This is a genomic window from Chromatiales bacterium (assembly GCA_014323925.1).
Classification (GTDB): Bacteria; Pseudomonadota; Gammaproteobacteria; order Poriferisulfidales; family Oxydemutatoraceae; genus SP5GCR1.
This window is the reverse complement of sequence record JACONC010000005.1, coordinates 68,929-91,848: the sequence shown is the minus strand read 5'-3', so window position 1 is coordinate 91,848 and position 22,920 is coordinate 68,929. Positions and strand designations below refer to the sequence as shown.

Here is a 22,920-nt window from a genome sequence, read left to right as displayed (position 1 = left end):
TTCTATTCACCAAACTCTAAATCCTCTGCTACAGTTTTAATTCCCACTCTGGCACATTCTTCGTCAGCCTGGGAGGTTGCACCAGACACACCAACGGCTCCGTATAGATGCCCTGCAATCTCTATAGGCACACCACCACCCAGAGAAGTGACATTCCTAAAATGATTGAGCTTCTGCGCACCTTCATCAGTCAGCGTAGAGGTAGCAACACCCATCGTCGCAGAAGTATAGGCTTTGGTGCGGCTCACCATTGGGGTGTGCGGTCCAGCCAATGGGTGACGGATAAAATAAAGCAGTTGCCCCTCTCTAGATGTGATACTCACACCCACCTTAAAACCGCGCTGGGTACAATCCGCCAATGTCGCATTGCCGATTTTCATCAACGCATCAACAGTCAGTTGTCTGGTTTCTAAAAACAGCGGCTGATCTTCGTTAGCCACCGAAGAACCGACCACTAAAAATAATGAGATCACGGTTGCTAAAATACTTCTAGCAATATTTTCAGTTACTTGTTTTGTGTATTTTGTATTAGTTTTCATTTATGTGCTCCATCCTAAGTTATGCGCCATGTTGACCAGTTTGGGTGTATTCAGTTTGTTAACCGACGCAATCTTTTTATCGCGTAGGTAATCGGCGACTACATCCCACACCGGTGCTCCTGGCGATTGCGAACCGACAGTCGCCCAACCCGACACTCTATAACTTTTGTCAGCTTCGATAGCTTTACCGTTATCCAGCTGCATATCACTAATTCTATTTCCCATGCTGGCAGTCGGGTCGCAGACATAGTTCATACCAGTAACACGCACCATATCCCCGCCTTGCTGTAGATATGGGTCGGTATTGAAAAGATTATCGCATACATCTTCGAATATTAATTTTAACTGCTGACCAGTCATTTCGGTGGCATAAGTCTCCGGGTATGTCATGCAAGTCTGATCCAAAACATGCTCCATAGAGACAGCTTGTCCTGGTAGCACCGTCGTGCCCCATCTAAAGCCCGGAGACAAAGCAATCTGGGTATCCAGACGCTCGGCTAAAGCCTCGCAAATCAGCTGGTCAAAAGTGCCATTGAAGTTACCACGGCGATACAACAAATCGTCTGCCACCGCAAGCTGCTCTCCAAGTTTTTCAGCATAAGGTGCGCGCACCTGATCTATGTAGGCCTGCATTTCTTTATCGGCTGGCAATAGATTAGCAAAAACCGGCAATAGACGATAATGGTAGTCGGCTACTTTGTTATTTTTTACATGCAGATCCATAACACCCAGGAACTTGCCGTTGGAGCCTCCGTTGCTAACCAATGTGCGACCGCTACGATTGGCAACTTCGACCGCTTCCACTACGCCATCGTGGGTGTGCCCACCCAGTATCACATCAATGCCTTCAACCCGTGATGCCAATTTCAGATCTATATCGGCACCATTATGCGATAGCAATACGACCACGCTTGGTTTTTCTCGTTCTCGTATCTCTGTGACCAGCTCCTGCAATTCTGCTTCGCGTATGCCAAAAGTCCAGTGGGGAATAAATCGCCTGGGGTTTGAAATAGGTGTATAAGGATATGCTTGCCCAATCACCGCCACGCGCACGCCTGCCATATCTTTGATAACATACGGTGGGAATACATGCCCACTCGCCTCATCATAAGCTGGTTTACCGTCAAACAGCCCCTCCTCAGTTAACCGTACATTATGAGCAACAAAATCACCGTTTACTTCTTTTAGCTGTTGCAGAATTTCGTCGTCGTTGTAAGTGAACTCCCAATGCCCAGTCATCACATCCACGCCGAGTAGATTGCACGCACCCACCATATCCTTGCCACGCGTCCAATACGCAGTGCCCGAACCCTGCCAAGTATCACCGCCGTCAAGTAGCAAGGTGCGGTTTTCGCCTGCCGCAGCGCGTAGCTGCTTAACCAAAGTTGACAGATGCGCAAAGCCACCGACTTTACCAAAGCGTCGAGCATCCTCAGTAAAGTTTAGATAGGTTAACGCGTGTATATAAGGTTCGCTTAAATTTGGGTATCGCTTGAGCAGATGTTCACCGACCAGATGCGGAACTCGCCCAGATGCTTCGCCGATGCCGATATTAGCATTTGGTTCACGAAAATAAATTGGTAGCAGTTGGGCGTGGCAATCTGTGAAGTGCAATAGACGAACATTGCCAGAGAACGGAAAATCGTAGAAGTCCCCAGCCGCCGCAAACGATGCACCACGCGGCAACAAGCCAGCGGCGGCGGCAGTAGACATCAATGCGATGAATTGCCGACGGGTCAAGTTCATACAACCTCCCGATGCGAACGAAGGTCTATTCGTTTAGCGTTGCAGATAGGTTGGGATTTGAATTTTACCCATTTGCGAACGCGCTTGTTCGTAGCCCAACTCGCTATGCATCTTAGCTTTTTGCGCTAATTTCATCGCTTCTTCTTTGTTACCCGCAGCCATCTCTTTTCTGGCGTTATCTATCGTTAATTGAACATCGCGCCACTCGCCACCTACATCGTTCGCTTTCTTCTGCGCTGCCACCGCTTCGTTAATCATTTTTTCAAAGTCAGTGTCAGCAACACTAACCGCAACGAACATCAATAAAAACAAGCCTATCGTATAGCCGATTAGTTTCGTATCAAACATTTTGTCTCCTCTTTTATTTTCTAGCCGAAGGACCATTAAATTTGTAACCGTTGCTCAGCGATGTGTGAAAATATTCCAAGTTGCGGTATTCTTCGCCTTGCGCAGGAAAAGGTTTGGAGCGCACTTGTTTGTTGCAGCCCGAATAGCGACGATGCAAAGTGCCAAGTTCGTTCCACTTGGATCTATAGACCGGCCACCCAGTCGTCTGTCCTACTGCCGCGCTGAGCACATCAGTTCTCAAGTTCTTGCTAGCAGCGTCGAAATGACAATGCGCACATGAGAAGTTCAACTGCCCACGCCTCTGGAAGTAAAACTCCTTGCCATTTTTATAAGCCTGCATCGCTCTTGGGTCATCTTCTGGCACCACGACATTCGTCACCTGCCCGCGACTCTGATAAGCGATATATGCCAATAACGATGCTATCGGACCTTTCATATAAGCCAGAGGCTCCTCACCATTTTTCTCGCGGCATTGGTTAATTGCCAAAGCCAATGTCATCACCATACCCTGTTCGCTATCCCAATGTGGGTATTTACCTCTAATCGCCGGCCCATCTGGGAAACAGTCTTTATAGCCTTTGCCGTTGGCAAACGGTGTGTTCCACATTTCTTCACCATCATCTACATAAATACCATACGGCGGGAACTCCTCTATCGCCTCCCAATTGGCACGCCAATCTTCGCTAAACGCATAAGCCCCGTTTGCGAATTCGGCAGGATCAATGTTGGGAAACTTATTTTTTATGTAGGCTTGATAATGTGCGATATCATCCTGGTAATCGGCTGTCGCCAAACCACCTATCACCATAGCAATGGCTACTGCAAAAGTAATTAAAATATATTTCGTTTTCATAGTACATTTCTCCTACTTAATAGGCACAGTCAGAGAATCCGACTCACCTTTGTTATCTTTCCAACTAAGCGTTAACATGTCGCCAGCCTTAGCTCCCTTAAACTTAAAAGAGATGTAGGGATTGGTTGCAATACCTGATCCCCACTCAGCGGAAAAAACCACTTTGCCATTAGCTTCGGCAGTTAAGTCTTCAATATAATGAGCGGGAATAGGGTTGCCCGCCTTGTCTTTTCTGATACCCGTTTCCATAGGGTGTTTAATCAAGGCTTTGACCTCAATATAATCACCTTCCATAGTGGTACGAATCTTCATAGAGTCTGCCATAACTACCTCCTTATGACTAACCGCCGCAACCGCCGATCGTCACCTTGACGAGCTCGGTTGCTTTGTAGTGTTTACCATCCGCAGTTACCAACGCAACGACATTAGATGTCTTCAACATTTTAATCCGCGTTGAGACATACGGTGCCGATGCTTTATGAAACTGGTAGTTTGAGGTCAACGGCAGCGGGTTTTGTTCAACCAGAAGACTAATCATGTCAACATTGTCCAAATCCACTTCCACCGAAATCGGCACCACTGCACCGTTCTCCGATATAGTCGGTGCTTTAATGTGGATGTGCTCTTGATCTTCAATCACATCGGCATCGCCGATGAGCTGCTTAATGCTCTCGTCCAGTGCTTTACTGCCAAATGCAACTTCGGATGCGCGTGTCGCAAACAACGACTGCGGCCACCAGCTTGCCAGCAACAAGCCTGCGCTCGTACCTACGAGCAGTTTTCTCCTTGTTTTATCCATCTTTCAATCCTCCATCAAAGTTAACTGTTGTTTAGGCATTAGAGTGTTGATATATATTCAGTGATTTTGTCTATATCTTCATCACTTAGAATCCCATGCTTTCCGAACGGCGGCATCGCAACTTCCGGTCTAACCGCAGTTATATCCCAGATAAGCTGACGCAATTCTGCTTTATTAGGATAACGAATCTTCATTCCGACTAGAGCCGGGCCAAAGTTGCCCGGAGATTCCACACCAGCGATCCAATGGCACGCCGCACAATTGCCTTTCTTTCTATCAAGACTTAGTGCCTTGCCTTCTTCAACCATACGCATATCAGGGTGCTCATCGGCAACTATCGTGGCCGAAAAACATAATGCGATGGCAACCAAAAAAGCTATATACATTGCAAAACGACTCTTTATGTTCTCCATTTATAAAACCTCCTTGCTATTGCGTGTTTCATAACTGATTAGTTTCATAACTAATTAGATTGTAATACAAAAAATACAAAAAATACAAAAAAAATTTTAGGCTTTTTGATAATTTTTTTTTGGAGAACAGATTCACTTCAAGAATTGGCGATGATATTGGCTTTATGCCTGCCGATAAAGGCAAATAACCCGCATCCAAACCCTAATTTTCCAAATAAATACGCTGGGTCCGTTTCTTATTGACCACTAATCCTTCTCTCTTTAGCAAGTTATGGAGTAGTAAATAACCCTAGCGTGGATGGCAACCTGCAAGACTGCCCAGGCATTGCACATGCCTAAGCGTTTAGCTTACACTAAATAAGCCGAATCTAAATATAACAGTTGCGGCATCGTGCAATAACTTTACAAATCAAAATAACTTTGATTATAATACTAATCACCTGAAATAATTCGGCTAAAACCAAGTCGAGCTAGGTTGGGAGCGGAAATACCACCACTGGATTTGGAGATTGTAATATTTAACTGGTCGATGAAGCGTCACCAAACAGTTTAGCTTGTGTCAAGTTAAATGTATAATCCCCAATAATTTATATGCCTAATATGCTACAAGCACTTTCGATACCCGTTAAAATAACTTCCGACAAAAAAATAACCCCGGAAAACAAATGCAGTTTTTGCAAAAACAGTAAATGCTGCACCTATGTAACGCAAGCCATAGACACCCCGCGCAGCAAAGCTGATTTTGAACATTTACTATGGCAAGTCTCGCATCGCAATGTCAGCGTTTATAAAGACAGTGATGGGTGGTGTTTGTTGTTTGACACCGAATGTATGCACCTACTTCCAAATGGAAACTGTGGCATATATGAAAACCGACCGCAGATATGCAGAGAGCACTCAAACGATTATTGTGAGTTTGATGCACCGGCAGAAGATGGTTTTGAGCTTTATTTTCCAGATTATCAATCGCTGTTAGCGTACTGCAAAAAAAGATATAAAAGGTGGACGCGCGGATGACCACATATCATCAATACATAGATCAAGTCTGCTCGATAGCCCGTCTCGCCGGACACGAAATTATGGACATTTATAAAAATCATGACTTCGATGTAAATTATAAGGAAGACAAATCGCCGGTTACCATCGCCGACCTAAAATCAGACACCCTGATTACCGAACAGTTAAACATTTTAAGTCCCGACATCCCAGTCCTATCCGAGGAGACTTCGTCCGAGCACCCTTACGAAGAACGTAGGCAGTGGCAACGGTATTGGTTAGTAGACCCGCTCGACGGCACCAAAGGTTTTATCCATAGAAATGATTTTTTCACTGTTAATATCGCATTGATAGAAAACCACACTGCGGTACTCGGCGTAATCTATACACCGGCCAAAGACCAGCTTTATTACGCCGCCGAAGGTTATGGGGCATATCGCCAAGATGGTAATGCAAAACCTCGCAAAATATCAGTATGCAAACAGCTCCGAGCAAAGCCTATCGTTACTGTCAGCCGTGCCCATATCAATGTGCCTACACGAAATCTTCTGGAGAAAATTGGCGACCACGAGTTGTTGCGTGCCGATAGCTCTCTTAAATGTTGCTTGATAGCAGACGGTAGTGCCGACCTCTATGTACGGGTCGGGCCTACCTACGAGTGGGATACTGCAGCCGGGCAATGTATCGTTGAACAAGCCGGCGGTATACTAAGCGATTATGCAGAGCAACCGCTACGCTATAATACCCAAGATTCTCTAATCAACCCGCCCTTCGTAGTACATTCCCCAGCATCACCCGAATGGCGACCTTTTGTTTCCCTGGATAACTAAGGTTTGTGGCGGTAGTGCTCATAATAAATTTTAATTTTCAATAAATAAACTTTAGGCGGTCGGTTTAATTTATTAGCCAACCTATAATTTCAATTTCACCTATCATCTGCTTATATATTTTTTAAAGACAAGCATATTCCCTTGCTAGCAATAAAGGGCTATCTTATAAACCCTCTTCAAGAGGGTATACTGATGGAACTATATCTGTCGGAAGTGAATAAATAAGGCACTTGCATCATTCAGGCATTTGTCACATACAACATTCAAAAAAATTAAAAGGGGTAAGTATGATAGAAGCTAAAAATATAACTGGGTTGCGGCCTAATAGAGGTACTTGTATTACTTTATTCTGCACCGCCGCTTTGTTCGAGACAGCATTTCTGAGTTTAACAATAAACACTTGGAATATTCAAAGCCTCAGCGCTTATTTCGTTCTAGTGCTTGCACTACAGTCTGCGGCCTGCTTAAAAGCGATAATCATTTGGCATATACACCGCTATCCTAGTGAAATTACCGTGTATATAATCTGTGCCGTTATCGCTGGTTCAATTACATACTTAACAATTGAGACTTTTAGGGCTTTTGAGCTGATTTCATTAACACCGCAAAATTCTCTAGTTATTGCGCTAATTGATGCGCTGTTGAGCATTATCTTGTTATACGGTATTAGAGGGTGGATGAAAGTTGTGCTCAAAAGCGAACCACTACGATTAGCTCAACAAATACGCCACCATTTTCTTTTCAACACCCTAAATACTACCATTTGTCGGATTAACGAGAATCCAAGGCTTGCACAGGATAATCTAGAGAAGCTAGCAGATTTATTAAGGAAAATTTTATTATCGGAAATTTATATCAGCATAGAAGAGGAGTTAGCTACAGTGAGGTGTTATCTAGGAATAGAAAAATATAGACTTAGAGAACGGTTGCAGGTCAACTGGTCGCTTGATTACAAAGTAAAAAATGTGATTAAAATACCAGCGCTAATTTTACAGCCACTCGTTGAAAACGCAATCTATCACGGCATCGAGAAAGTCGACGGTGGCGGCACCATTTTTATTTCTTTATCCACCATCAAAGATCATCTGATTATTCAAGTGCGTAATCCTTTATCAGATACTGAATATTCTGATTTTTTTGCCGGCAATCGTATTGCGCAAACAAATATAGAAAATCGTTTAGCACTCGTTTACGGCAATAACTTCAGCTTTAAGAGAGAGCAATACGAAACAGAGTATTGCGCAACCATAAAAATACCGATAGGAGGATTGATATTATGATCAATATTATGATAGTGGAAGATGAAAAACACGCCTGCGATAGACTGGTTGAACTAGTATCCCAGATACCCAGTTGCCATGTCACAGCATGTGCACGCAACGGGCTGGATGCTGTTGAAAAGGTGAATGCCTTGAATATAGATGTAGTGTTGATGGATATACACATGCCAGTAATGGATGGATTGGAAGCGGCGCGGCACATGAATAGAAGTGCCAACTCACCGCAAATTATTTTCACCACCGCATATCGTCAGCATGCGTATTCCGCTTTTGAGGTTAACGCCAAGGGGTTTTTGTTAAAGCCTATTGCGCGTTGTAAGCTCAGAGAAAAACTAGACCAGTTGCAGCAACCAGATAATGGCGGATATGTTCGGGAGGCGATGCCGCAAAATAAAAGGCGGCGTAGTCATATCTATTGTCGCGTTGCCAATCAGCTGGAACTTATAGCGGTGGATGATATCATCTATTTCAAAAGTGAACAAAAATACACTATGGTAAGACATGTTAACGGTACACACCTGATAGAAGAGACCTTAAAGAATTTAGAACACGAGTTCAGAGATATCCTAATGAGAGTACATCGCAATGCTTTAGTCAATAAAGCGTATATGCAGCGCCTGAGGCGTACGAATAACCAACTAGCTGAGCTATCCCTCAAAGGTACCAGCGATAAATTATGCTTGAGCCGCCGTTATGTAAGCAGAGTGAGAGTCTACTTGATGCAACTCGGCACACCGGTGCCATAGAGCAAGATCTATCAGCTACTATGCGGGCTACTGGGCTACTACCCAGCTATAGAAAATATGGCTAACCAATTTTACATAAGATACACATAATAGTGTTAGTAGCTGCCAGCGTCAAGCGTAATTTGGTGGAATTAAACGATGCACTTAGTGGTTAATTGCCGTAACATGATAAGTAATGGATACGATACGCATAGTTACACGCAGCAGCCCGCTTGCGTTAAAGCAAACGAATATAGTTGCAGAACAATTAACCGCTATGCATCCCACGCTCAAAATCGCTATTATCCCGATAGTAAGCGAGGGAGATAAACAAACAGAGGTCTCTTTAGCAAAGATAGGCGGTAAAGGATTATTCATTAAATCCTTAGAAAGAGCACTGCTACGCAACAAAGCCGACATTGCAGTACATTCTATGAAAGATGTGCCGTGCGAGATGCCTGCTGGTTTTAATATCGCCGCTGCGTTAAAACGCGAAGACCCATCGGATGCCTTCGTATCCAATCACTACGCAGACCTTGCCGAACTACCGAAGCACGCGATAGTCGGAACATCCAGTCTGCGCAGACAATGCCAATTAAAGCATCACTATCCGCATTTACGAGTGCAGCCATTGCGTGGCAATGTAGGAACGCGGCTTGCTAAACTTGATAACGGAGAATGTGCTGCGTTAATACTAGCGGCCGCTGGCCTTAAACGTCTGGGCTTGAGTGAACGGATTCGTAGCTTGCTTCCGCATCGTATAAGTTTGCCGGCGATAGGACAAGGCGTTATCGGCATAGAAATGCGCGACGGACATCAGCTGTCACCTTATATAACCGCATTAAACGACCCCATCAGTTCAGCTTGCCTGCAAGCTGAGCGCGCCTTGAGTCTGGCATTGGGCGGAGATTGCACAATGCCGCTAGCAGCTTATGCACATCACGATAACGGCAATATATATATCAGTTCGTTAATCGGTGATACACAGGGCAAACACATCTTACGCGATCAAAGACAAGGTCGTATAGAACAAAACAAACAACTAGGTCAAGCAGCCGCCAATGCACTGCTCAGCCAAGGCGCAGCCACTATCATTGCGTCTTTGCAAAATAATGAATAAGCATAACACTCAACTGCCTTTGCAAGGTTGCCGAGTGATGATTACGCGTCCTGTTCAACTCGCAGATAGATTATCGGAACTTTGTATCAAACAAGGGGCAACGGTTATCCGTTTTCCGTGTATGGAAATCATTGATACTGCGCATAGCGAAGCTAATATCAATCATATCAAGCAACTTGATAGATATAGCTTGCTAATTTTCATCAGTCGCAACGCTGTTTACTATGGCACCAGACTACTGCACGAGCACGGTATTTATCAAATAACTATGCCGGTTGCTGCGGTCGGTATTAAAACCGCCGAAGCATTAGCGCAAGCCGGTATCCCCAACGCAATACACCCACGCGATGCAATGAGCAGCGAAGCATTAGCGGCAACCCAATTTATCAAGAAGCTGAAAAAGGGATCTGTTTTGATTTTTCGCGGTCGTGGCGGTTTGGCTTATTTAGGAGAACAACTTGCTCGCCAAGGTCTCACGGTAGATTATGCCGAAGTCTACCGTCGGCAAAGACCTAAAGAAAATTTGCGATTAGACGAACAGCATATGCACCCAGACCTAATCACTGTGGCAAGCGGCGAGACCTTAGCCAATTTATATGCGATGACCACTGAGAGTTCTATTCCTGCTCTGCTCAGAAGACAACTAGTTTTAGGCAGCACCAGTATGAAAGCATTGCACGACCGCCTAGGTTTCAAAAATTCGCCAATTATTGCGCACAGCCCTATAGATGATGATATTTTTCAAGCAATTCTGGGGCATTACAATATCCGCTAAGCATTGTTAAAATATGGAGACCTCACAGCAGATTAACTAGCGTATTTTAGGAGGAAGGTATGAAGAAACTTTTAATATGGTTATTGACTATATCGTTATCAGTATTATCGGCTTCAGTGCAAGCAGAGTTAAAAACCGACCAAACCACCCAGCTCAATCAGCGTTTTGGTGAAGGCTTATTCTGGTCTATATCAAAAGCTGGTGAACATGTCGGTTACCTTTTCGGGACTTTACATTCAAACGATATGCGTGTTACCGATTTGAAGGAACCCGTTAGGACGGCTTTATTGTCAGCAGAAAACTTTTGTATAGAAACTTTCCCTGGCGTACGCTACTTTAGCCCAAACTCAGGGTTCAGGAGCATCGTCAAAGATATGATGTTAGAGAACGACCAACGATTGGATGAACTCGTGGATGCCGAAACCTATCAATCGCTGCGCACAAAACTATCAATGAACGGATTCAAGGACGAACGCATAGAAAAATTAAAGCCGTGGGCTGCAATGCATGCACTATCCGGGATTTATAGATCCGAAGAAAAGCCTGATAAAGATAGTAGGATAAACCAAGTTATGTTAGACCACATGCTTTTTCAAATGGCAATAGACAATTCAGCAACACCGTATCAATTAGAGACTCTCGAGGAGTTAATGGCAGCATATTACGCTTTCCCTATTGACGCTCAGGTAGCTTTGCTAAAAGATCGTGTTGAGCACTTAAACGATTTGCCGGTAGTAGCCGAGGCGATGATAAACTCTTATCTTGAGGAAGACCTGTCAAATATGTTGTCGCTCGCTACTCTTTTTATATCCCAAGCTTCAGCCGACAAAGGCTATAAGAAAACTTACTTAAAACATGTGTTATACATACGTAATATTGTGATGGCGCATTATATGCTAGCACCGCTACGCAGGAAGAATACATTTATTGCCATTGGTGCTTTGCATCTATACGGCAAAGAAGGCGTGCTAAGCCTGCTGGAGGGATACGGTTATCGGGTGGAGAGAGTATCTATGACTTAAAGTAAATTAAAATGCCGGCTTAACATTTGCCAAACTGGTCATTTATATTTTTACAGAGTCGTGATGCATTGATTGTCCCTACGGTTTGGTGAGCAAAATTTGCTTTACGCAGATAGCGTAATTGATTTGCCCGATTAGTGTAGAATATGTTGAACTAAAGGAGAAATTGCCATGTTAATAAAAAGTAAATGCTATTCCACTCCGCTACCTTCGGAGATTACTGACGAAACCGTTTATTTGAATCGTCGCAAATTTATTAAACAAAGTGGGGCTGTTGCAGCAGGCTTGTCATTGACGACTTATGCAAAAGCAGCTCTGGGGCCACTGGATAATCTACCAGACAGCCGTTACAACATCGACGAAGAATTAACTGATGAACGCTCCATTACCACCTATAACAATTTCTACGAACTGGGTTACGGTAAAGATGACCCACACAAAAATGCCAAATACCTCAAGACTGAACCGTGGAGCATTGCGGTGGATGGTGAGTGTGAAAACCCGGGTGTCTACAGTTTGGAGGATTTTGTCACACCGCATCAGTTGGAAGACAGGATTTATCGCTTGCGTTGCGTGGAGGCATGGTCAATGGTGATACCGTGGGTAGGTTTCGAAGTCAACCAAATTATTAAAAAAAGCAAACCAACCTCGAGAGCCAAATATGTTGCCTTCCGTTCCATACTAGATCGTGAGAACTTGCCCGGTCAAAGCCGGCCGGTACTGGATTGGCCGTATAAGGAAGGCTTGCGTATAGACGAGGCGATGAATCCACTCGCCATTTTTGTGGTAGGTCTATACGGCAAAGTGCTACCTAATCAAAATGGCGCACCGCTCCGTTTAGTAGTGCCATGGAAATACGGCTTCAAAAGTATCAAGTCAATTGTGGCAATGGAGTTTACCGAACAACAACCGCCTACGGCATGGAATCTATCGGCACCTCAGGAATACGGTTTTTATTCAAATGTCAATCCTGAAGTCAATCATCCGAGATGGTCGCAAAAACGCGAACGACGCATAGGCGAGTTTAGAAAACGGAGCACTTTGATGTTCAATGGTTACGAAGAAGAAGTTGCCAGTTTATATAGCGGAATGGACTTGGAAAAATACTTCTAATATTTCAACCGTTATGCTAGCTGCACCACCGCTACTGTTAAGCAGAGCCCTCGTACACATTTTGTGTCTGATACCTTTTTTATATTTGCTCTACGCCGGTTGGAATAACAACCTTGGGGCGAACCCTATTGAATATATTACCCGCCATACTGGTGACTGGACCTTGCGCCTCATCCTCATAGTATTGGCATTCAGACCAGTGGTGCATCTGAGCAATATGCGCTGGTTATTGCGTCACCGCCGAGCGGTCGGTTTATATACTTTCTTTTATGCTAGCTGTCACTTCGTTACTTATATATGGCTAGATCAGTTTTTTGACTTACAGTCTATAGCGGTAGATATACTTGATCGCCCTTTTATTTTTGCCGGCTTTGGTGCTTTTGTTCTGTTGATTCCATTGGCAATTACATCCAATGATCGTGCGGTGCGATATCTGCAAAACCACTGGACTTCATTACATCGTTTGGTTTATGTTATCGCTATCGCTGGTTTAGTACACTATTGGTGGCTGATACGCGCCGACTACTTAAAGGCATGGATTTATTTGAGTATACTGGCTTTGCTGCTGGGTTATCGCTTAACCTATTATATAAAGCAATCCTACCGATATCGGGTATAATAGGGTTTTACCGCATCAAGGCAATTCTAAATCTAGATTACATAAGGAAAGAGCAATGTTCGAAAAAGATATGACCATAGCCTCGTTCGACCCTGAGTTGGCAGATGCCTTTGCTGCCGAAAGTAGGCGACAAGAGGAACATGTAGAATTGATTGCCTCCGAGAATTACGCCAGCCCGCGCGTATTGGAAGCACAAGGTTCTATTATGACTAATAAATATGCTGAGGGTTACCCCAATAAGCGGTATTACGGCGGCTGCGAAAATGTCGATATCGCCGAACAACTGGCGATAGATCGTCTAAAGGAATTATATGGTGCGGATTATGCGAATGTGCAACCACATTCCGGATCACAAGCGAACGCCGCAGTCTATTTGGCATTGTGTAAACCTGGTGACACCATACTCGGTATGAGCTTAGCCCACGGCGGACACCTGACGCACGGCGCTAAAGTTAACTTTTCTGGGCAGGTTTTCAATGCTGTCCAGTATGGCATAAACGACGAAGGCTTCCTCGACTACGACGAGATAGAGCGCTTGACTGTTGAGCATAAGCCGAAGATGGTCATCGCTGGTTTTTCCGCTTACTCGCAGATTGTCGATTGGGCACGGATGAGAGAAATAGCCGATCTGGTAGGTGCATACTTGGTTGTTGATATGGCGCATGTTTCCGGTTTAGTCGCCGGTGATGGGTATCCTAACCCAGTGCCTCACGCGCATGTGGTCACCTCGACTACGCATAAGAGTTTGCGAGGACCACGCAGCGGTTTTATTATCTGTCAGCACGACGAACAGATAGAAAAGAAAATAAATTCTATGGTATTTCCCGGTATGCAAGGCGGTCCGCTCATGCATGTCATCGCTGCGAAAGCAGTTGCTTTTAAGGAAGCCCTGCAACCTGAGTTTAAGGAATATATCGCTACCGTTAAAAGTAATGCCAAAGTCATGGCGCAAACTCTGCTAGACCGGGGTTATGAAATCGTATCGGGTGGTACCGAAAACCATCTGATGCTAGTTAGCTTGATCTCTAAAGGCATAACTGGCAAAGATGCCGATGCCGCACTTGGGCGAGCCAATATCACGGTCAATAAGAATAGCGTACCCAAAGACCCTAAATCACCCTTTGTGACCAGCGGTTTGCGTTTTGGTACCCCGGCAATTACAACACGCGGCTTTGATGGTAATATCGTGGCACAGCTAACGCATCTGGTTTGTGATGTATTGGACGATATTAACGACGAAGACAAAATCAAAACAGTCAAAGAGCAAATCTTAAGTTTGTGTAAACGCTATCCTGTATATGGTTGATTTCAGGGACTAGACCCTGAAATCGCGTGATTTTATGGAGCAATTCAGCGAGCGCGATCATCACTACATGTCGAGGGCACTAGCCTTAGCCGCCCGCGGTCGCTACACCGTTGGTGCCAACCCTATGGTTGGCTGTGTGATTGTCCGTGATGAAGAAATCGTTGCAGAAAATTATCACCACCGCATCGGTAGCCCACACGCTGAACCGTTAGCCCTCGCCGCTGCCGCAGATGCAGCACACGGTGCAACGGTCTATGTGACTTTAGAACCGTGCGTGCATCAAGGGCGCACACCCCCGTGCGTACCATCGCTGATAGAAGCGAAAGTCAAGCGTGTTGTCATAGCGATGTCCGACCCTGATCCGCGAGTCAACGGACAAGGTATAGCCGAGTTACGGGCTGCCGGCGTGCAAGTAGAACATGGTTTGCTCGCCCAGCAGGCACAAGCATTAAACTGCGGTTTTGTCTCACGCATTAAACGAGGTAGACCTTGGTTGCGTATCAAATCGGCCATTAGCCTAGACGGACATATTGCATTGGCATGCGGCGCAAGCAGTTGGATTAGTGGCGAGGCAGCAAGACGCGATGTACAGTTTTGGCGTGCTCAAAGCACTGCCCTATTAACCAGTAGTCGTACAGTTCTAGCCGATAATCCGCAGCTGAATGTACGGCTTGATAGTGAAGCACTGGATATAAAAGGCGCTGTTAGACAACCCTTGCGGGTGGTGTTGGATAGAAAATTGACGACCTCGCCGTCGGCAAAAATCTATAACTCAGATGCACCCACCATAGTTGTTTGTGATAACACAGCAGACAAAGAACTGATGGCTCAATTTGAACAGAAAGGTGTTGAAATTTTAACGGTACAAGCGATAAAATCACGCGCCATTCTAGTAGAGCTTTTAGAGACTTTAGCTGCGCAATACGAGATCAATGAAATACAAGTGGAGGCCGGTGGCGTGTTGTTTGGTGCTATCGTGGAAGCCGATTTGTGCGACGAACTATTATTGTATCTAGCACCGTGTATACTCGGAGCAGGCAGTCAAGGATTGGCAAGATTTGATAATGTTGTAAGAACGATGGATGAGCGGATTAATTTTAGCTATAAAGAAGTAAAGAATATTGGAGATGATATCCGTATCATCGCACAACCATGTCGACAATAGCTATAGCACGCAAAAACAATCATGTGGGCATCGCTACAGACACTCGGGTTGCTATGGATAGGCTTGACAAAGTAGCAGTTACGATTCAGCGCAGGGAGAATCATCTGTTAAAAATCTAACTATACAGGTGTTGTCGGCAGTAACGCAACGCAACGGCTAACTATGTCGTTAGACGAGGCTCTAGTCGGTTTTATGTAGCATTGCTCGGGTACGTAATTTTTGTAATTCTATTTGCTCCAAACTCAGTTCTAATAACCATCCATGCCCAGGAATATAACGATCCTTAACCACCCTTTTGTTATCGTATAATTCAGCGCGTAAAGCACCAGCACTAGCCGGCAAGTGAAAGCTATATGTTCTTCGGTTAGCAACAATTTCGTCGTGCAATGCTTGTCGCAAAAGATTGATGCCGACACCTTTTAAGGCACTCAGATAGATCATTCTAACCGAAGCATCAGCGTTAAAGTCGACCTTGGCTTTTGCGTTATCCAATAGATCTATTTTGTTCATTACTCGGATACATTTAATATCTCCAGCACCAATCTGCTGTAGCACTTGCTCAACACAACGGCGTTTCTCCAGCCGCTTGGCGTCCGATGCATCCTCTACACATAAAATTAAATTAGCATCCCGAACCTCAGATAAAGTTGCATTGAATGCTTCTATTAGTTGGTGGGGTAAGTTCCTGATAAAGCCAACGGTATCTGAGACTAATAGGGTGCAGTCTTCCAATTCTAAGCGTCTAGTAATCGGGTCTAGTGTTACAAAAAGCATATTAGCAGAGTCTACTTGGGCAGTGGTCAGTGCACTGAATAGAGTAGATTTGCCGGTGTTGGTATAGCCGACGAGTGCGACCGACGGCAATGCATTTTTTCTGCGCGTCCGTCTGCGTTGCTGGTATCGGTGTTTAATGCTCTGCAGTTCATTTTTAATGGTAGCCACTCGTCGCCGTAATAGGCGGCGGTCGGTTTCTAGTTGCTTTTCACCAGGACCACGCAAGCCGATACCACCTTTTTGTCGCTCCAAGTGTGTCCATCCTCTTACCAAATGCGTAGAGAGATATTCTAGCTGCGCTAATTCGACCTGCAGTTTGCCCTCGTATGAGCGTGCCCTCTGCGCAAATATATCCAATATCAACCCAGCATAACTGATAACTCGGGTACCGCTGTACTGTTCTAAGTTGCGTATCTGACTGCGGCTTAAGTCCCTATCCACTATGGTGAGACTTATATCATTTGCTTGTGCCCGTTCGCGCAGTTCAGCCGCTTTCCCTGCACCAATTAAATATCTAGGCTCTGGTTTAGAACGATGTACCTTTAATAGGTGTTTACCATAAATACCGGCCGAACTAACCAGCTCACAGAACTCTTCTATATGTGCTAGGTTATCTTGTTCGTGTCCAAAATGGGTAGCGACCAATATCGCTTCTTCAGGTTGGGATGGGTGTGCTGTATTCATACTTAACGATAAGAAATTATATACCATAAAAGATAAAAGTACCCCAAGCAGTACCGTTCTATAGATTCAACCTACACAGTGTAGATATTCAAGCGACTGCGACCTTCCCGCTTCTTCAGGGCTATCGCATGAATAAGATTTCACTTTAAGCCATTTTCTACATACGCGCTATAGACTTTGGGTAATTAAGGGAACTGTGCGGTCGCGCATAGTTATAGTGGTATCGCCATTACTCAATAATGTGGTACGCTTCCTTGAGACTGCGAAACCACAGTGTAGGTTGAGACAACTACCCCTATACTTGCCATGAAGGCTTTCAATAAACGCATTTTGGGTCGGTTTGCCGGGTTGATGGAGTTTTATCCCGTATCCTGCGACCAGAAAAACAAGGCTTTACTCATAAACTCAGGGTTATCACAGACGATTTTCTCAGGTTGCTCTCTGTTTACGATAAGTTGATCTAAGCAGCGAACCACTTGGCGACCACCAATGGAAACGACAACTAGTTGACCAATCAGTGCGCAGCTATCATCATCTCACATTGAGTATCCTGAAGGCTTTTATTGCTTCGGTTGGTAAGCACGGCAGTTAGATTGGATGGCGGAGAGAGAGGGATTCGAACCCTCGATGGAGCTACAAACCCCATACTCCCTTAGCAGGGGAGCGCCTTCAGCCGCTCGGCCATCTCTCCGTAGTCAGGTAACAATCGCCGTTAATGCGGTGTGACAGAATTGGTGTTTTCTTCATCAATATCAGTGGTAGGCTTGTCAGCACCTTTTTTCTTATCATAAATCTCTTCACGATAAACACCAATGCCTTTAGGGGCATTAATGCCAATTCTTATTTGGTTACCCCTTACTGCCAGCACAGTAACACTCACATCATCTCCTACCTTAAGTGTCTCTCCCACTCGTCTAGTCAAAATCAACATAGTATTATTCCTCCAATACCCTATTATATAACATCGCCGGTTTATAGAGGAAATACTGCACGATGCCACGAATCTGCGACGAATGAGGGAATAAAGCAGCGAAATGTTGTGCTGGGGTTTGAAAATCTAAAGAGATTATCGCCCACTTTAGATTTTTATTTTCACTGGATAAGATTTTGGTTTACAACAACATTCTTCATCCCGGTATAGCTTCAGGGGATAAAGCGTACTTTTTCAAAAGCCTGACATTTCTACTTTGAATCTAAATATACCTGGTTTGACATTTAATAATTCTGTTCCATTATCCAACGCTACAAAGCATCACAAATCAGCTCGCTGGTCTTTAGTGGCTCAGTTTTAAATAAATTTTTGGACTTTACACCTGATTTTGCTATTATATTCAACGCTACATACAACACAAATCCGCTCGCTCGTCGGGCGACCCGTGAATATAAAACCCGACAGGGAAATAATCGGGAACATCCTTTTTGTGTTGTTTGTAGCAAGCGCCTGACACCTTGTCAGGAGAAAATTATTAACTAAGGAGAAAAAATACAATGGCTAAAATAGAGCTTGCTAATTTGCTAGACATAGATACAAATAAGTTGGATGAATACAAACTTCACGCTGCCGTTCAGGAAAGCTACGGTAAGAGAGAACCCTTAGATGAATTTATAGCAGACGGGGAAAGAGCAGGAGAGAAAGAATCTGCGTGGTGGGGCTGGCAAGCTTGGTATCAAGCAAGAAATAGATGGACACGCAAATACATCTTGTCGTTTATGAGAGTTTACTCTGAAGGTGAAAATGTTTGGTTATTTGGGGGTATATTTGAAGTAAAAAATCCTTACTCTAAAGGAGATAAGGTAGGCGCACTTTATGATGTCCATTTAACTGAGCAGGGAAAGGAATGGATTGGTCGCTTAAAAATTACTTATAACAACAAAGTGCGACAACAGTATCTATACCTAGAAAACGTTTACGATCAACTAGAGTTTAGTGAACTCTTAAAATCCCGATATTCTGGTCAACCTTTTTGTGGCTACGAGAATGTTAGCTTGGACTTTACTGAACTTGAGGCTATCGTTAATGCCAACAGAAACGACTGGCGAACCGCATTGCAGAATAACAAGGGTATTTATGTTATTTTTGATAAGCAGACTGGTAAGAAATATGTGGGGTCGGCCTATGGGGAATCAGGAATATGGCACAGATGGCGTTGCTATGTGGATAGTCTCCATGGTGGTAACAAAGAACTAAAAGAACTATTAGCAAACAATCAAGAAAATGATAGTATGCGGGCAATATTTCAAAGTGAAAATCCTTTAGATTATGTAAGAAAAAATTTCAGATTCACGCTTATTGAATGTTGGCCATTCAAAACCAGCGACGAAGCTATCATACATAGGGAGAACTTTTGGAAAGGTGCACTGCATAGCCGCGGCGAGTTTGGATATAACGCGAATTGATTGAACTTGGCTACCAATGGAGAAAGTGCCAGTGGGTAATACTTCTAGTAAGGTAACCTTCACTCCATAATTTGACGCTATATTTTGTGACTAAAACTTCCTAGTCCCGTAGTTCTACTTATTATATGTATATAACCATAAAAAATGATGAGTCACTGCCGTTAAGCATATTTTTGTTAATTGCTTTGGTGGCATTTATATTGTGGCAACCTGCGGTTGCTCAGGAACGCCCCTCTTGCACTCAGTTCATAGAGGATACTGATAACGACGGTGTATCAGCAGCTATGGATATAGACAAAGATGGTGATGGTCTGATAGAACTGTGTAGCTTAGAGGGATTGGATGCGATACGCTATCAGTTGGATGGGACTGGCTATAAAGCGAGTGGCACCGCAACCCGGATAACGACCGGTTGTCCTCAGGGTGGCTGTCGTGGTTACGAATTGGTTCTGAGTTTAGACTTTCACGATGCTAACAGTTATGACAGTGGAAGCATTAATACGGCGTGGACGACAGGTCAAGGATGGGCGCCGATAGGCAGGTGGAGTCAGCGCTTCAGGGCAAGTCAGAGCTTCAGTGCAGTATTTGAAGGCAACGGTCATACGATATCTAACCTAATGATAAATAGACCCAGTAGTGATGATTATATAGGTTTATTCGGTCATACAGACACTGGTTCTAAAATGACTAATATAGGTCTGCTCAATGTAGTTATCATAGGAGATGATTATGTAGGCAGTTTAGTCGGCTGGAATAATGGTGATATAACCAACAGCTATGCGACCGGTGCTGTGACTGGGCGGTCTAGTGTAGGCGGTTTAGTCGGCGACAATAATGGTGATATAACCAACAGCTATGCGACCGGTGATGTGCAAGGAAGGTTTGATGTAGGCGGTTTAGTCGGCGAAAATGGCCGTTTAGTCGGCGACAATGATGGTGATATAACCAACAGCTATGCGACCGGTGCTGTTGCTGGTAGTAGTAGTGTAGGCGGTTTAGTCGGCCAAAATTATGGTGATATAACCAACAGCTATGCGACCGGTACTGTGGATGGCAATGATAATGCAGGCGGTTTAGTCGGCAGAAATTCTTTTAGCAGTAATGTAACGAATAGCCGGCATCTGTCCATTAGGGAACTGCGGTTGCCCACTACGGCAACGGGTATATACAGTGCATGGAGCACTGCAGACTGGGATTTTGGTAATGCATCACAATACCCAGCATTGAAATATACCAGAGGACCCGATGGCAATAACCCAGCCTGTGGTATCGCCGGCAAACCTAACTGCGGCAGTTTATTAGTCAATCAATTTCGTGAACTTTTGAACACGCTCACGGTGTCCAATGGTCTATTGATAACTGCGTTTAATCCGCAGCGATTTGTCTATCAGGTGGCAGTCGGTGAGATGGTCAATACAATCACCCTGCAAGCAACGGCTACTACGGATAGTGTTATTACCATTCGTAGTGATGGCATAGGCGCGCAAGCGACCACTGATATCAGTAGCATCAGTGTAGATATTTCCTTAACCAAAAGCGATATCACGAGAATTACGATTGAAGTGTCTGAACCAGATGGAAGAAAGACCGAGATCTACATGTTGACTGTGGCTCCGTACAGTAAAGATACGAGTTTAAGTAATTTGACAGTATCGGCAGGCACATTAATGCCGGTCTTTACTAGCAGTACACTAACCTACAAAGTGTCGGTAGCTAATACGACGAAAACGATAACGGTCACCCCGACGACAACTAATGAGAATGCAACTATCACAGTGGATGGCAACACGGTGTTTAACGATAGTCAGAGTGGAGATATTAAGCTAACTGAAGGCGGTGTGACAACGATTACGATTGTCGTCACTGCACAAGATGACGAAACGAAGAGAACCTATACGATAGCAGTAGACCGTGCGCCGAGTAGTGATGCGAGCTTAAGTAATTTAGTGATAACGCAAAGTAATGGCACACCCATTCCACTGGCTGAGGATTTTGCCTCAACAACGACCACTTATACGGTAGATGTAGAGAACACAGTAGCGCAAGTGCGAGTAATACCAACGGCGACTCACCCGAATGCGACTATCACAGTGGATGACAACACGGTGTTTAGCGATAGTCAGAGTGGAGATATTATGCTAACCGAAGGTGGCTTGACAACGATTACGATTGTCGTCACTGCACAAGATGACGAGACAAAGAGAACCTATACGATAGCAGTAGACCGTGCGCCAAGCCGTGATGCCAGTTTAAGAGATCTAGTGCTAACGCAAAGTAATGGCATACCCATTCCACTGGCTGAGGATTTTGCCCCAACAACGACGGCCTATACGGTAGGTGTAGCCAACACGGTAACGCAAGTGCAAGTAATGCCAACGGCGGCTCACACGAATGCAACTATCACGGTGGATGGCAACACGGTGTTTAGCGGTACTACGAGTAGCAATATTATGCTAACCGAAGGTGGCGTGACGACGATTACGATTGTCGTCACTGCACAAGATGACGAGATGAAGAGAACCTATACGATAGCAGTAGACCGTGCACCGAGTAGTGATGCGAGTTTAAGTAATTTAGTGCTAACGCAAAGTAATGGCACATCAATTCCACTGGCTGAGGATTTTGCCCCAACAACGACCACTTATACGGTAGATGTAGAAAGCATAGTAGCGCAAGTGCAGGTGATACCATCGGCGACTCACCCGAATGCGACTATCACAGTGAATAATGATACGGTGGTTAGCGGTACTACGAGTAGCAGTATTATGCTAACCGCAGGTCGCGTGACAACGATTACGATTGTCGTCACAGCGCAAGATGACGAAACGAAGAAAACCTATACGATAGCAGTAGACCGGGCTGCCATCCGTGTCCGAGTGAAGGTCTTCTTGGAGGGGCCATTACGCTAGCTGGCAGGGTATCCCCTTGCATCCTTAGGGTTGTCACCTGTAGCGCAAGCCAAAGCTTCTCGTATATTATTTCTTTCTTAGAGTGGGCAAGGCATACAGAAATAGACGATAAACTCCAATGTTGTGCTATGTTATGTATAACAATACCCGCCACGCCTAGGGGAAATTCGTTTCCAATGCGCACCCGGCGGGTTACTTTTATCTTACTGGATAATCCTGCGTAGCTTGCCGTGCAATTTTCAGCAGAGTTTGTGCCTGTGCGTTGATTGTGTGGCTAGTGTGTATTCTGTATAATTAGCCCGTTCTAGTTTTATTTTCGTGACTGGTGATGGAATATAAGAAATATATGTGCGTAGTGTGCGGTTGGATTTATGACGAGGAATATGGTGTCCCGGAGGATGGCATAGAGCCAGGGACTCGCTGGGAAGATATTCCGTTGAATTGGTGTTGCCCGGAGTGCGGCGCACAAAAATCGGACTTTGAAATGGTTACGTTGGACTAAATATT

General features: G+C 44.6%; 24 protein-coding genes, 1 tRNA gene and 1 pseudogene. 14 read left to right on the top strand and 12 right to left on the bottom strand.

All coding sequences use genetic code 11. From position 1 onward, the window contains the following. Positions 1-2 precede the first annotated feature (2 nt). From GDA45_03615 to GDA45_03580, 8 genes and pseudogenes are all read right to left on the bottom strand, one after another. Entirely contained in the window at positions 3-539 is a 537-nt protein-coding gene (locus tag GDA45_03615) for a heme-binding protein (GenBank protein MBC6414007.1), read from the bottom strand. Next, positions 540-2,285 carry a thiosulfohydrolase SoxB gene (soxB, locus tag GDA45_03610; protein MBC6414006.1) on the bottom strand — a complete coding sequence of 582 codons (1,746 nt, stop codon included), beginning with the start codon at positions 2,283-2,285 and terminating at the stop codon, positions 540-542. It lies immediately after the preceding gene. A gap of 33 nt (positions 2,286-2,318) precedes the next feature. After that, positions 2,319-2,633 carry a hypothetical protein gene (locus GDA45_03605; protein MBC6414005.1) on the bottom strand — a complete coding sequence of 105 codons (315 nt, stop codon included), beginning with the start codon at positions 2,631-2,633 and terminating at the stop codon, positions 2,319-2,321. Between the two features lie 13 nt (positions 2,634-2,646). After that, on the bottom strand, positions 2,647-3,486 hold the full coding sequence (gene soxA, locus GDA45_03600; GenBank protein MBC6414004.1) for a sulfur oxidation c-type cytochrome SoxA: 840 nt from the start codon (positions 3,484-3,486) through the stop codon (positions 2,647-2,649). A gap of 12 nt (positions 3,487-3,498) precedes the next feature. Then, positions 3,499-3,810, bottom strand: coding sequence for a thiosulfate oxidation carrier complex protein SoxZ (gene soxZ / locus GDA45_03595; protein ID MBC6414003.1), 312 nt, complete (start codon positions 3,808-3,810; stop codon positions 3,499-3,501). Positions 3,811-3,826: 16 nt separating this feature from the next. After that, the gene (soxY, locus tag GDA45_03590; protein ID MBC6414002.1) at positions 3,827-4,285 is read right to left on the bottom strand and encodes a thiosulfate oxidation carrier protein SoxY; all 459 of its coding nucleotides are present in this window, start codon (positions 4,283-4,285) and stop codon (positions 3,827-3,829) included. 38 nt (positions 4,286-4,323) lie between these two features. Continuing rightward, positions 4,324-4,599 carry a sulfur oxidation c-type cytochrome SoxX gene (soxX, locus tag GDA45_03585; GenBank protein ID MBC6414001.1) on the bottom strand — a complete coding sequence of 92 codons (276 nt, stop codon included), beginning with the start codon at positions 4,597-4,599 and terminating at the stop codon, positions 4,324-4,326. Between the two features lie 307 nt (positions 4,600-4,906). Continuing rightward, a pseudogene (locus GDA45_03580) lies at positions 4,907-5,011 on the bottom strand (IS3 family transposase). Positions 5,012-5,298: 287 nt separating this feature from the next. On the opposite strand from GDA45_03580, the gene GDA45_03575 reads away from it, so the two are divergent. The 11 genes from GDA45_03575 to ribD all read left to right on the top strand — a co-directional run bounded on the left by GDA45_03575 (position 5,299) and on the right by ribD (position 15,649). Further along, entirely contained in the window at positions 5,299-5,715 is a 417-nt protein-coding gene (locus GDA45_03575) for a YkgJ family cysteine cluster protein (protein ID MBC6414000.1), read from the top strand. Then, the gene (cysQ, locus tag GDA45_03570) at positions 5,712-6,524 is read left to right on the top strand and encodes a 3'(2'),5'-bisphosphate nucleotidase CysQ (protein ID MBC6413999.1); all 813 of its coding nucleotides are present in this window, start codon (positions 5,712-5,714) and stop codon (positions 6,522-6,524) included. The genes GDA45_03575 and cysQ overlap by 4 nt, the downstream gene beginning before the upstream one ends. Positions 6,525-6,811: 287 nt before the next feature. Next, complete coding sequence (locus GDA45_03565; protein MBC6413998.1) at positions 6,812-7,804, top strand: histidine kinase; 993 nt, start codon at positions 6,812-6,814, stop codon at positions 7,802-7,804. Continuing rightward, positions 7,801-8,550, top strand: a complete 750-nt coding sequence (locus tag GDA45_03560) for a response regulator transcription factor (protein MBC6413997.1) — start codon at positions 7,801-7,803, stop codon at positions 8,548-8,550. The genes GDA45_03565 and GDA45_03560 overlap by 4 nt, the downstream gene beginning before the upstream one ends. 175 nt (positions 8,551-8,725) lie before the next feature. Further along, the gene (hemC, locus tag GDA45_03555; protein ID MBC6413996.1) at positions 8,726-9,649 is read left to right on the top strand and encodes a hydroxymethylbilane synthase; all 924 of its coding nucleotides are present in this window, start codon (positions 8,726-8,728) and stop codon (positions 9,647-9,649) included. After that, complete coding sequence (locus GDA45_03550; GenBank protein ID MBC6413995.1) at positions 9,642-10,424, top strand: uroporphyrinogen-III synthase; 783 nt, start codon at positions 9,642-9,644, stop codon at positions 10,422-10,424. Before hemC ends, GDA45_03550 begins: the two co-directional genes overlap by 8 nt. Before the next feature lie 59 nt (positions 10,425-10,483). Then, positions 10,484-11,446, top strand: coding sequence for a TraB/GumN family protein (locus GDA45_03545; GenBank protein ID MBC6413994.1), 963 nt, complete (start codon positions 10,484-10,486; stop codon positions 11,444-11,446). A gap of 171 nt (positions 11,447-11,617) precedes the next feature. After that, positions 11,618-12,559 carry a protein-methionine-sulfoxide reductase catalytic subunit MsrP gene (gene msrP, locus GDA45_03540; GenBank protein MBC6413993.1) on the top strand — a complete coding sequence of 314 codons (942 nt, stop codon included), beginning with the start codon at positions 11,618-11,620 and terminating at the stop codon, positions 12,557-12,559. A 13-nt stretch (positions 12,560-12,572) separates the two neighbouring features. Beyond that, positions 12,573-13,178: a sulfoxide reductase heme-binding subunit YedZ gene (locus GDA45_03535; protein MBC6413992.1), complete on the top strand. Its 606-nt coding sequence runs from the start codon at positions 12,573-12,575 to the stop codon at positions 13,176-13,178. Positions 13,179-13,233: 55 nt separating this feature from the next. Continuing rightward, positions 13,234-14,484 (top strand): serine hydroxymethyltransferase, encoded by a 1,251-nt coding sequence (locus GDA45_03530; protein ID MBC6413991.1) that lies wholly within the window; start codon positions 13,234-13,236, stop codon positions 14,482-14,484. 34 nt (positions 14,485-14,518) lie between these two features. Continuing rightward, positions 14,519-15,649, top strand: a complete 1,131-nt coding sequence (gene ribD / locus GDA45_03525) for a bifunctional diaminohydroxyphosphoribosylaminopyrimidine deaminase/5-amino-6-(5-phosphoribosylamino)uracil reductase RibD (GenBank protein ID MBC6413990.1) — start codon at positions 14,519-14,521, stop codon at positions 15,647-15,649. A gap of 180 nt (positions 15,650-15,829) precedes the next feature. On the opposite strand, the gene hflX is transcribed toward ribD, so the two are convergent. From hflX to csrA, 4 genes are all read right to left on the bottom strand, one after another. Continuing rightward, positions 15,830-17,107 (bottom strand): GTPase HflX, encoded by a 1,278-nt coding sequence (gene hflX / locus GDA45_03520; GenBank protein ID MBC6413989.1) that lies wholly within the window; start codon positions 17,105-17,107, stop codon positions 15,830-15,832. 168 nt (positions 17,108-17,275) lie between these two features. Further along, positions 17,276-17,488 carry a transposase gene (locus tag GDA45_03515; protein MBC6413988.1) on the bottom strand — a complete coding sequence of 71 codons (213 nt, stop codon included), beginning with the start codon at positions 17,486-17,488 and terminating at the stop codon, positions 17,276-17,278. 217 nt (positions 17,489-17,705) lie between these two features. Next, positions 17,706-17,798, bottom strand: a tRNA-Ser gene (locus GDA45_03510). Positions 17,799-17,819: 21 nt separating this feature from the next. Further along, on the bottom strand, positions 17,820-18,038 hold the full coding sequence (gene csrA / locus GDA45_03505; protein ID MBC6413987.1) for a carbon storage regulator CsrA: 219 nt from the start codon (positions 18,036-18,038) through the stop codon (positions 17,820-17,822). Between the two features lie 557 nt (positions 18,039-18,595). Between csrA and GDA45_03500 the strand changes: the two genes are divergently transcribed. The 3 genes from GDA45_03500 to GDA45_03490 all read left to right on the top strand — a co-directional run bounded on the left by GDA45_03500 (position 18,596) and on the right by GDA45_03490 (position 22,915). After that, complete coding sequence (locus tag GDA45_03500) at positions 18,596-19,504, top strand: GIY-YIG nuclease family protein (GenBank protein ID MBC6413986.1); 909 nt, start codon at positions 18,596-18,598, stop codon at positions 19,502-19,504. A gap of 125 nt (positions 19,505-19,629) precedes the next feature. After that, positions 19,630-22,413, top strand: a complete 2,784-nt coding sequence (locus GDA45_03495; GenBank protein MBC6413985.1) for a cadherin-like beta sandwich domain-containing protein — start codon at positions 19,630-19,632, stop codon at positions 22,411-22,413. 328 nt (positions 22,414-22,741) lie between these two features. Beyond that, positions 22,742-22,915, top strand: coding sequence for a rubredoxin (locus GDA45_03490; protein ID MBC6413984.1), 174 nt, complete (start codon positions 22,742-22,744; stop codon positions 22,913-22,915). Positions 22,916-22,920: the final 5 nt, after the last annotated feature.

Bases quoted from the DNA above. Each gene is read 5' to 3' on its own strand.
- soxY (MBC6414002.1), bottom strand. From the start codon at position 4,285: ATGGATAAAACAAGGAGAAAACTGCTCGTAGGTACGAGCGCAGGCTTG.
- GDA45_03535 (MBC6413992.1), top strand. From the start codon at position 12,573: ATGCTAGCTGCACCACCGCTACTGTTAAGCAGAGCCCTCGTACACATT.
- GDA45_03530 (MBC6413991.1), top strand. From the start codon at position 13,234: ATGTTCGAAAAAGATATGACCATAGCCTCGTTCGACCCTGAGTTGGCA.
- soxB (MBC6414006.1), bottom strand. From the start codon at position 2,285: ATGAACTTGACCCGTCGGCAATTCATCGCATTGATGTCTACTGCCGCC.
- GDA45_03495 (MBC6413985.1), top strand. From the start codon at position 19,630: ATGTATATAACCATAAAAAATGATGAGTCACTGCCGTTAAGCATATTT.
- csrA (MBC6413987.1), bottom strand. From the start codon at position 18,038: ATGTTGATTTTGACTAGACGAGTGGGAGAGACACTTAAGGTAGGAGAT.
- GDA45_03550 (MBC6413995.1), top strand. From the start codon at position 9,642: ATGAATAAGCATAACACTCAACTGCCTTTGCAAGGTTGCCGAGTGATG.
- GDA45_03605 (MBC6414005.1), bottom strand. From the start codon at position 2,633: ATGTTTGATACGAAACTAATCGGCTATACGATAGGCTTGTTTTTATTG.
- soxA (MBC6414004.1), bottom strand. From the start codon at position 3,486: ATGAAAACGAAATATATTTTAATTACTTTTGCAGTAGCCATTGCTATG.
- GDA45_03565 (MBC6413998.1), top strand. From the start codon at position 6,812: ATGATAGAAGCTAAAAATATAACTGGGTTGCGGCCTAATAGAGGTACT.
- msrP (MBC6413993.1), top strand. From the start codon at position 11,618: ATGTTAATAAAAAGTAAATGCTATTCCACTCCGCTACCTTCGGAGATT.
- cysQ (MBC6413999.1), top strand. From the start codon at position 5,712: ATGACCACATATCATCAATACATAGATCAAGTCTGCTCGATAGCCCGT.
- GDA45_03500 (MBC6413986.1), top strand. From the start codon at position 18,596: ATGGCTAAAATAGAGCTTGCTAATTTGCTAGACATAGATACAAATAAG.
- soxX (MBC6414001.1), bottom strand. From the start codon at position 4,599: ATGCGTATGGTTGAAGAAGGCAAGGCACTAAGTCTTGATAGAAAGAAA.
- soxZ (MBC6414003.1), bottom strand. From the start codon at position 3,810: ATGGCAGACTCTATGAAGATTCGTACCACTATGGAAGGTGATTATATT.
- hflX (MBC6413989.1), bottom strand. From the start codon at position 17,107: ATGAATACAGCACACCCATCCCAACCTGAAGAAGCGATATTGGTCGCT.
- GDA45_03575 (MBC6414000.1), top strand. From the start codon at position 5,299: ATGCTACAAGCACTTTCGATACCCGTTAAAATAACTTCCGACAAAAAA.
- ribD (MBC6413990.1), top strand. From the start codon at position 14,519: ATGGAGCAATTCAGCGAGCGCGATCATCACTACATGTCGAGGGCACTA.
- hemC (MBC6413996.1), top strand. From the start codon at position 8,726: ATGGATACGATACGCATAGTTACACGCAGCAGCCCGCTTGCGTTAAAG.
- GDA45_03560 (MBC6413997.1), top strand. From the start codon at position 7,801: ATGATCAATATTATGATAGTGGAAGATGAAAAACACGCCTGCGATAGA.
- GDA45_03615 (MBC6414007.1), bottom strand. From the start codon at position 539: ATGAAAACTAATACAAAATACACAAAACAAGTAACTGAAAATATTGCT.
- GDA45_03545 (MBC6413994.1), top strand. From the start codon at position 10,484: ATGAAGAAACTTTTAATATGGTTATTGACTATATCGTTATCAGTATTA.
- GDA45_03490 (MBC6413984.1), top strand. From the start codon at position 22,742: ATGGAATATAAGAAATATATGTGCGTAGTGTGCGGTTGGATTTATGAC.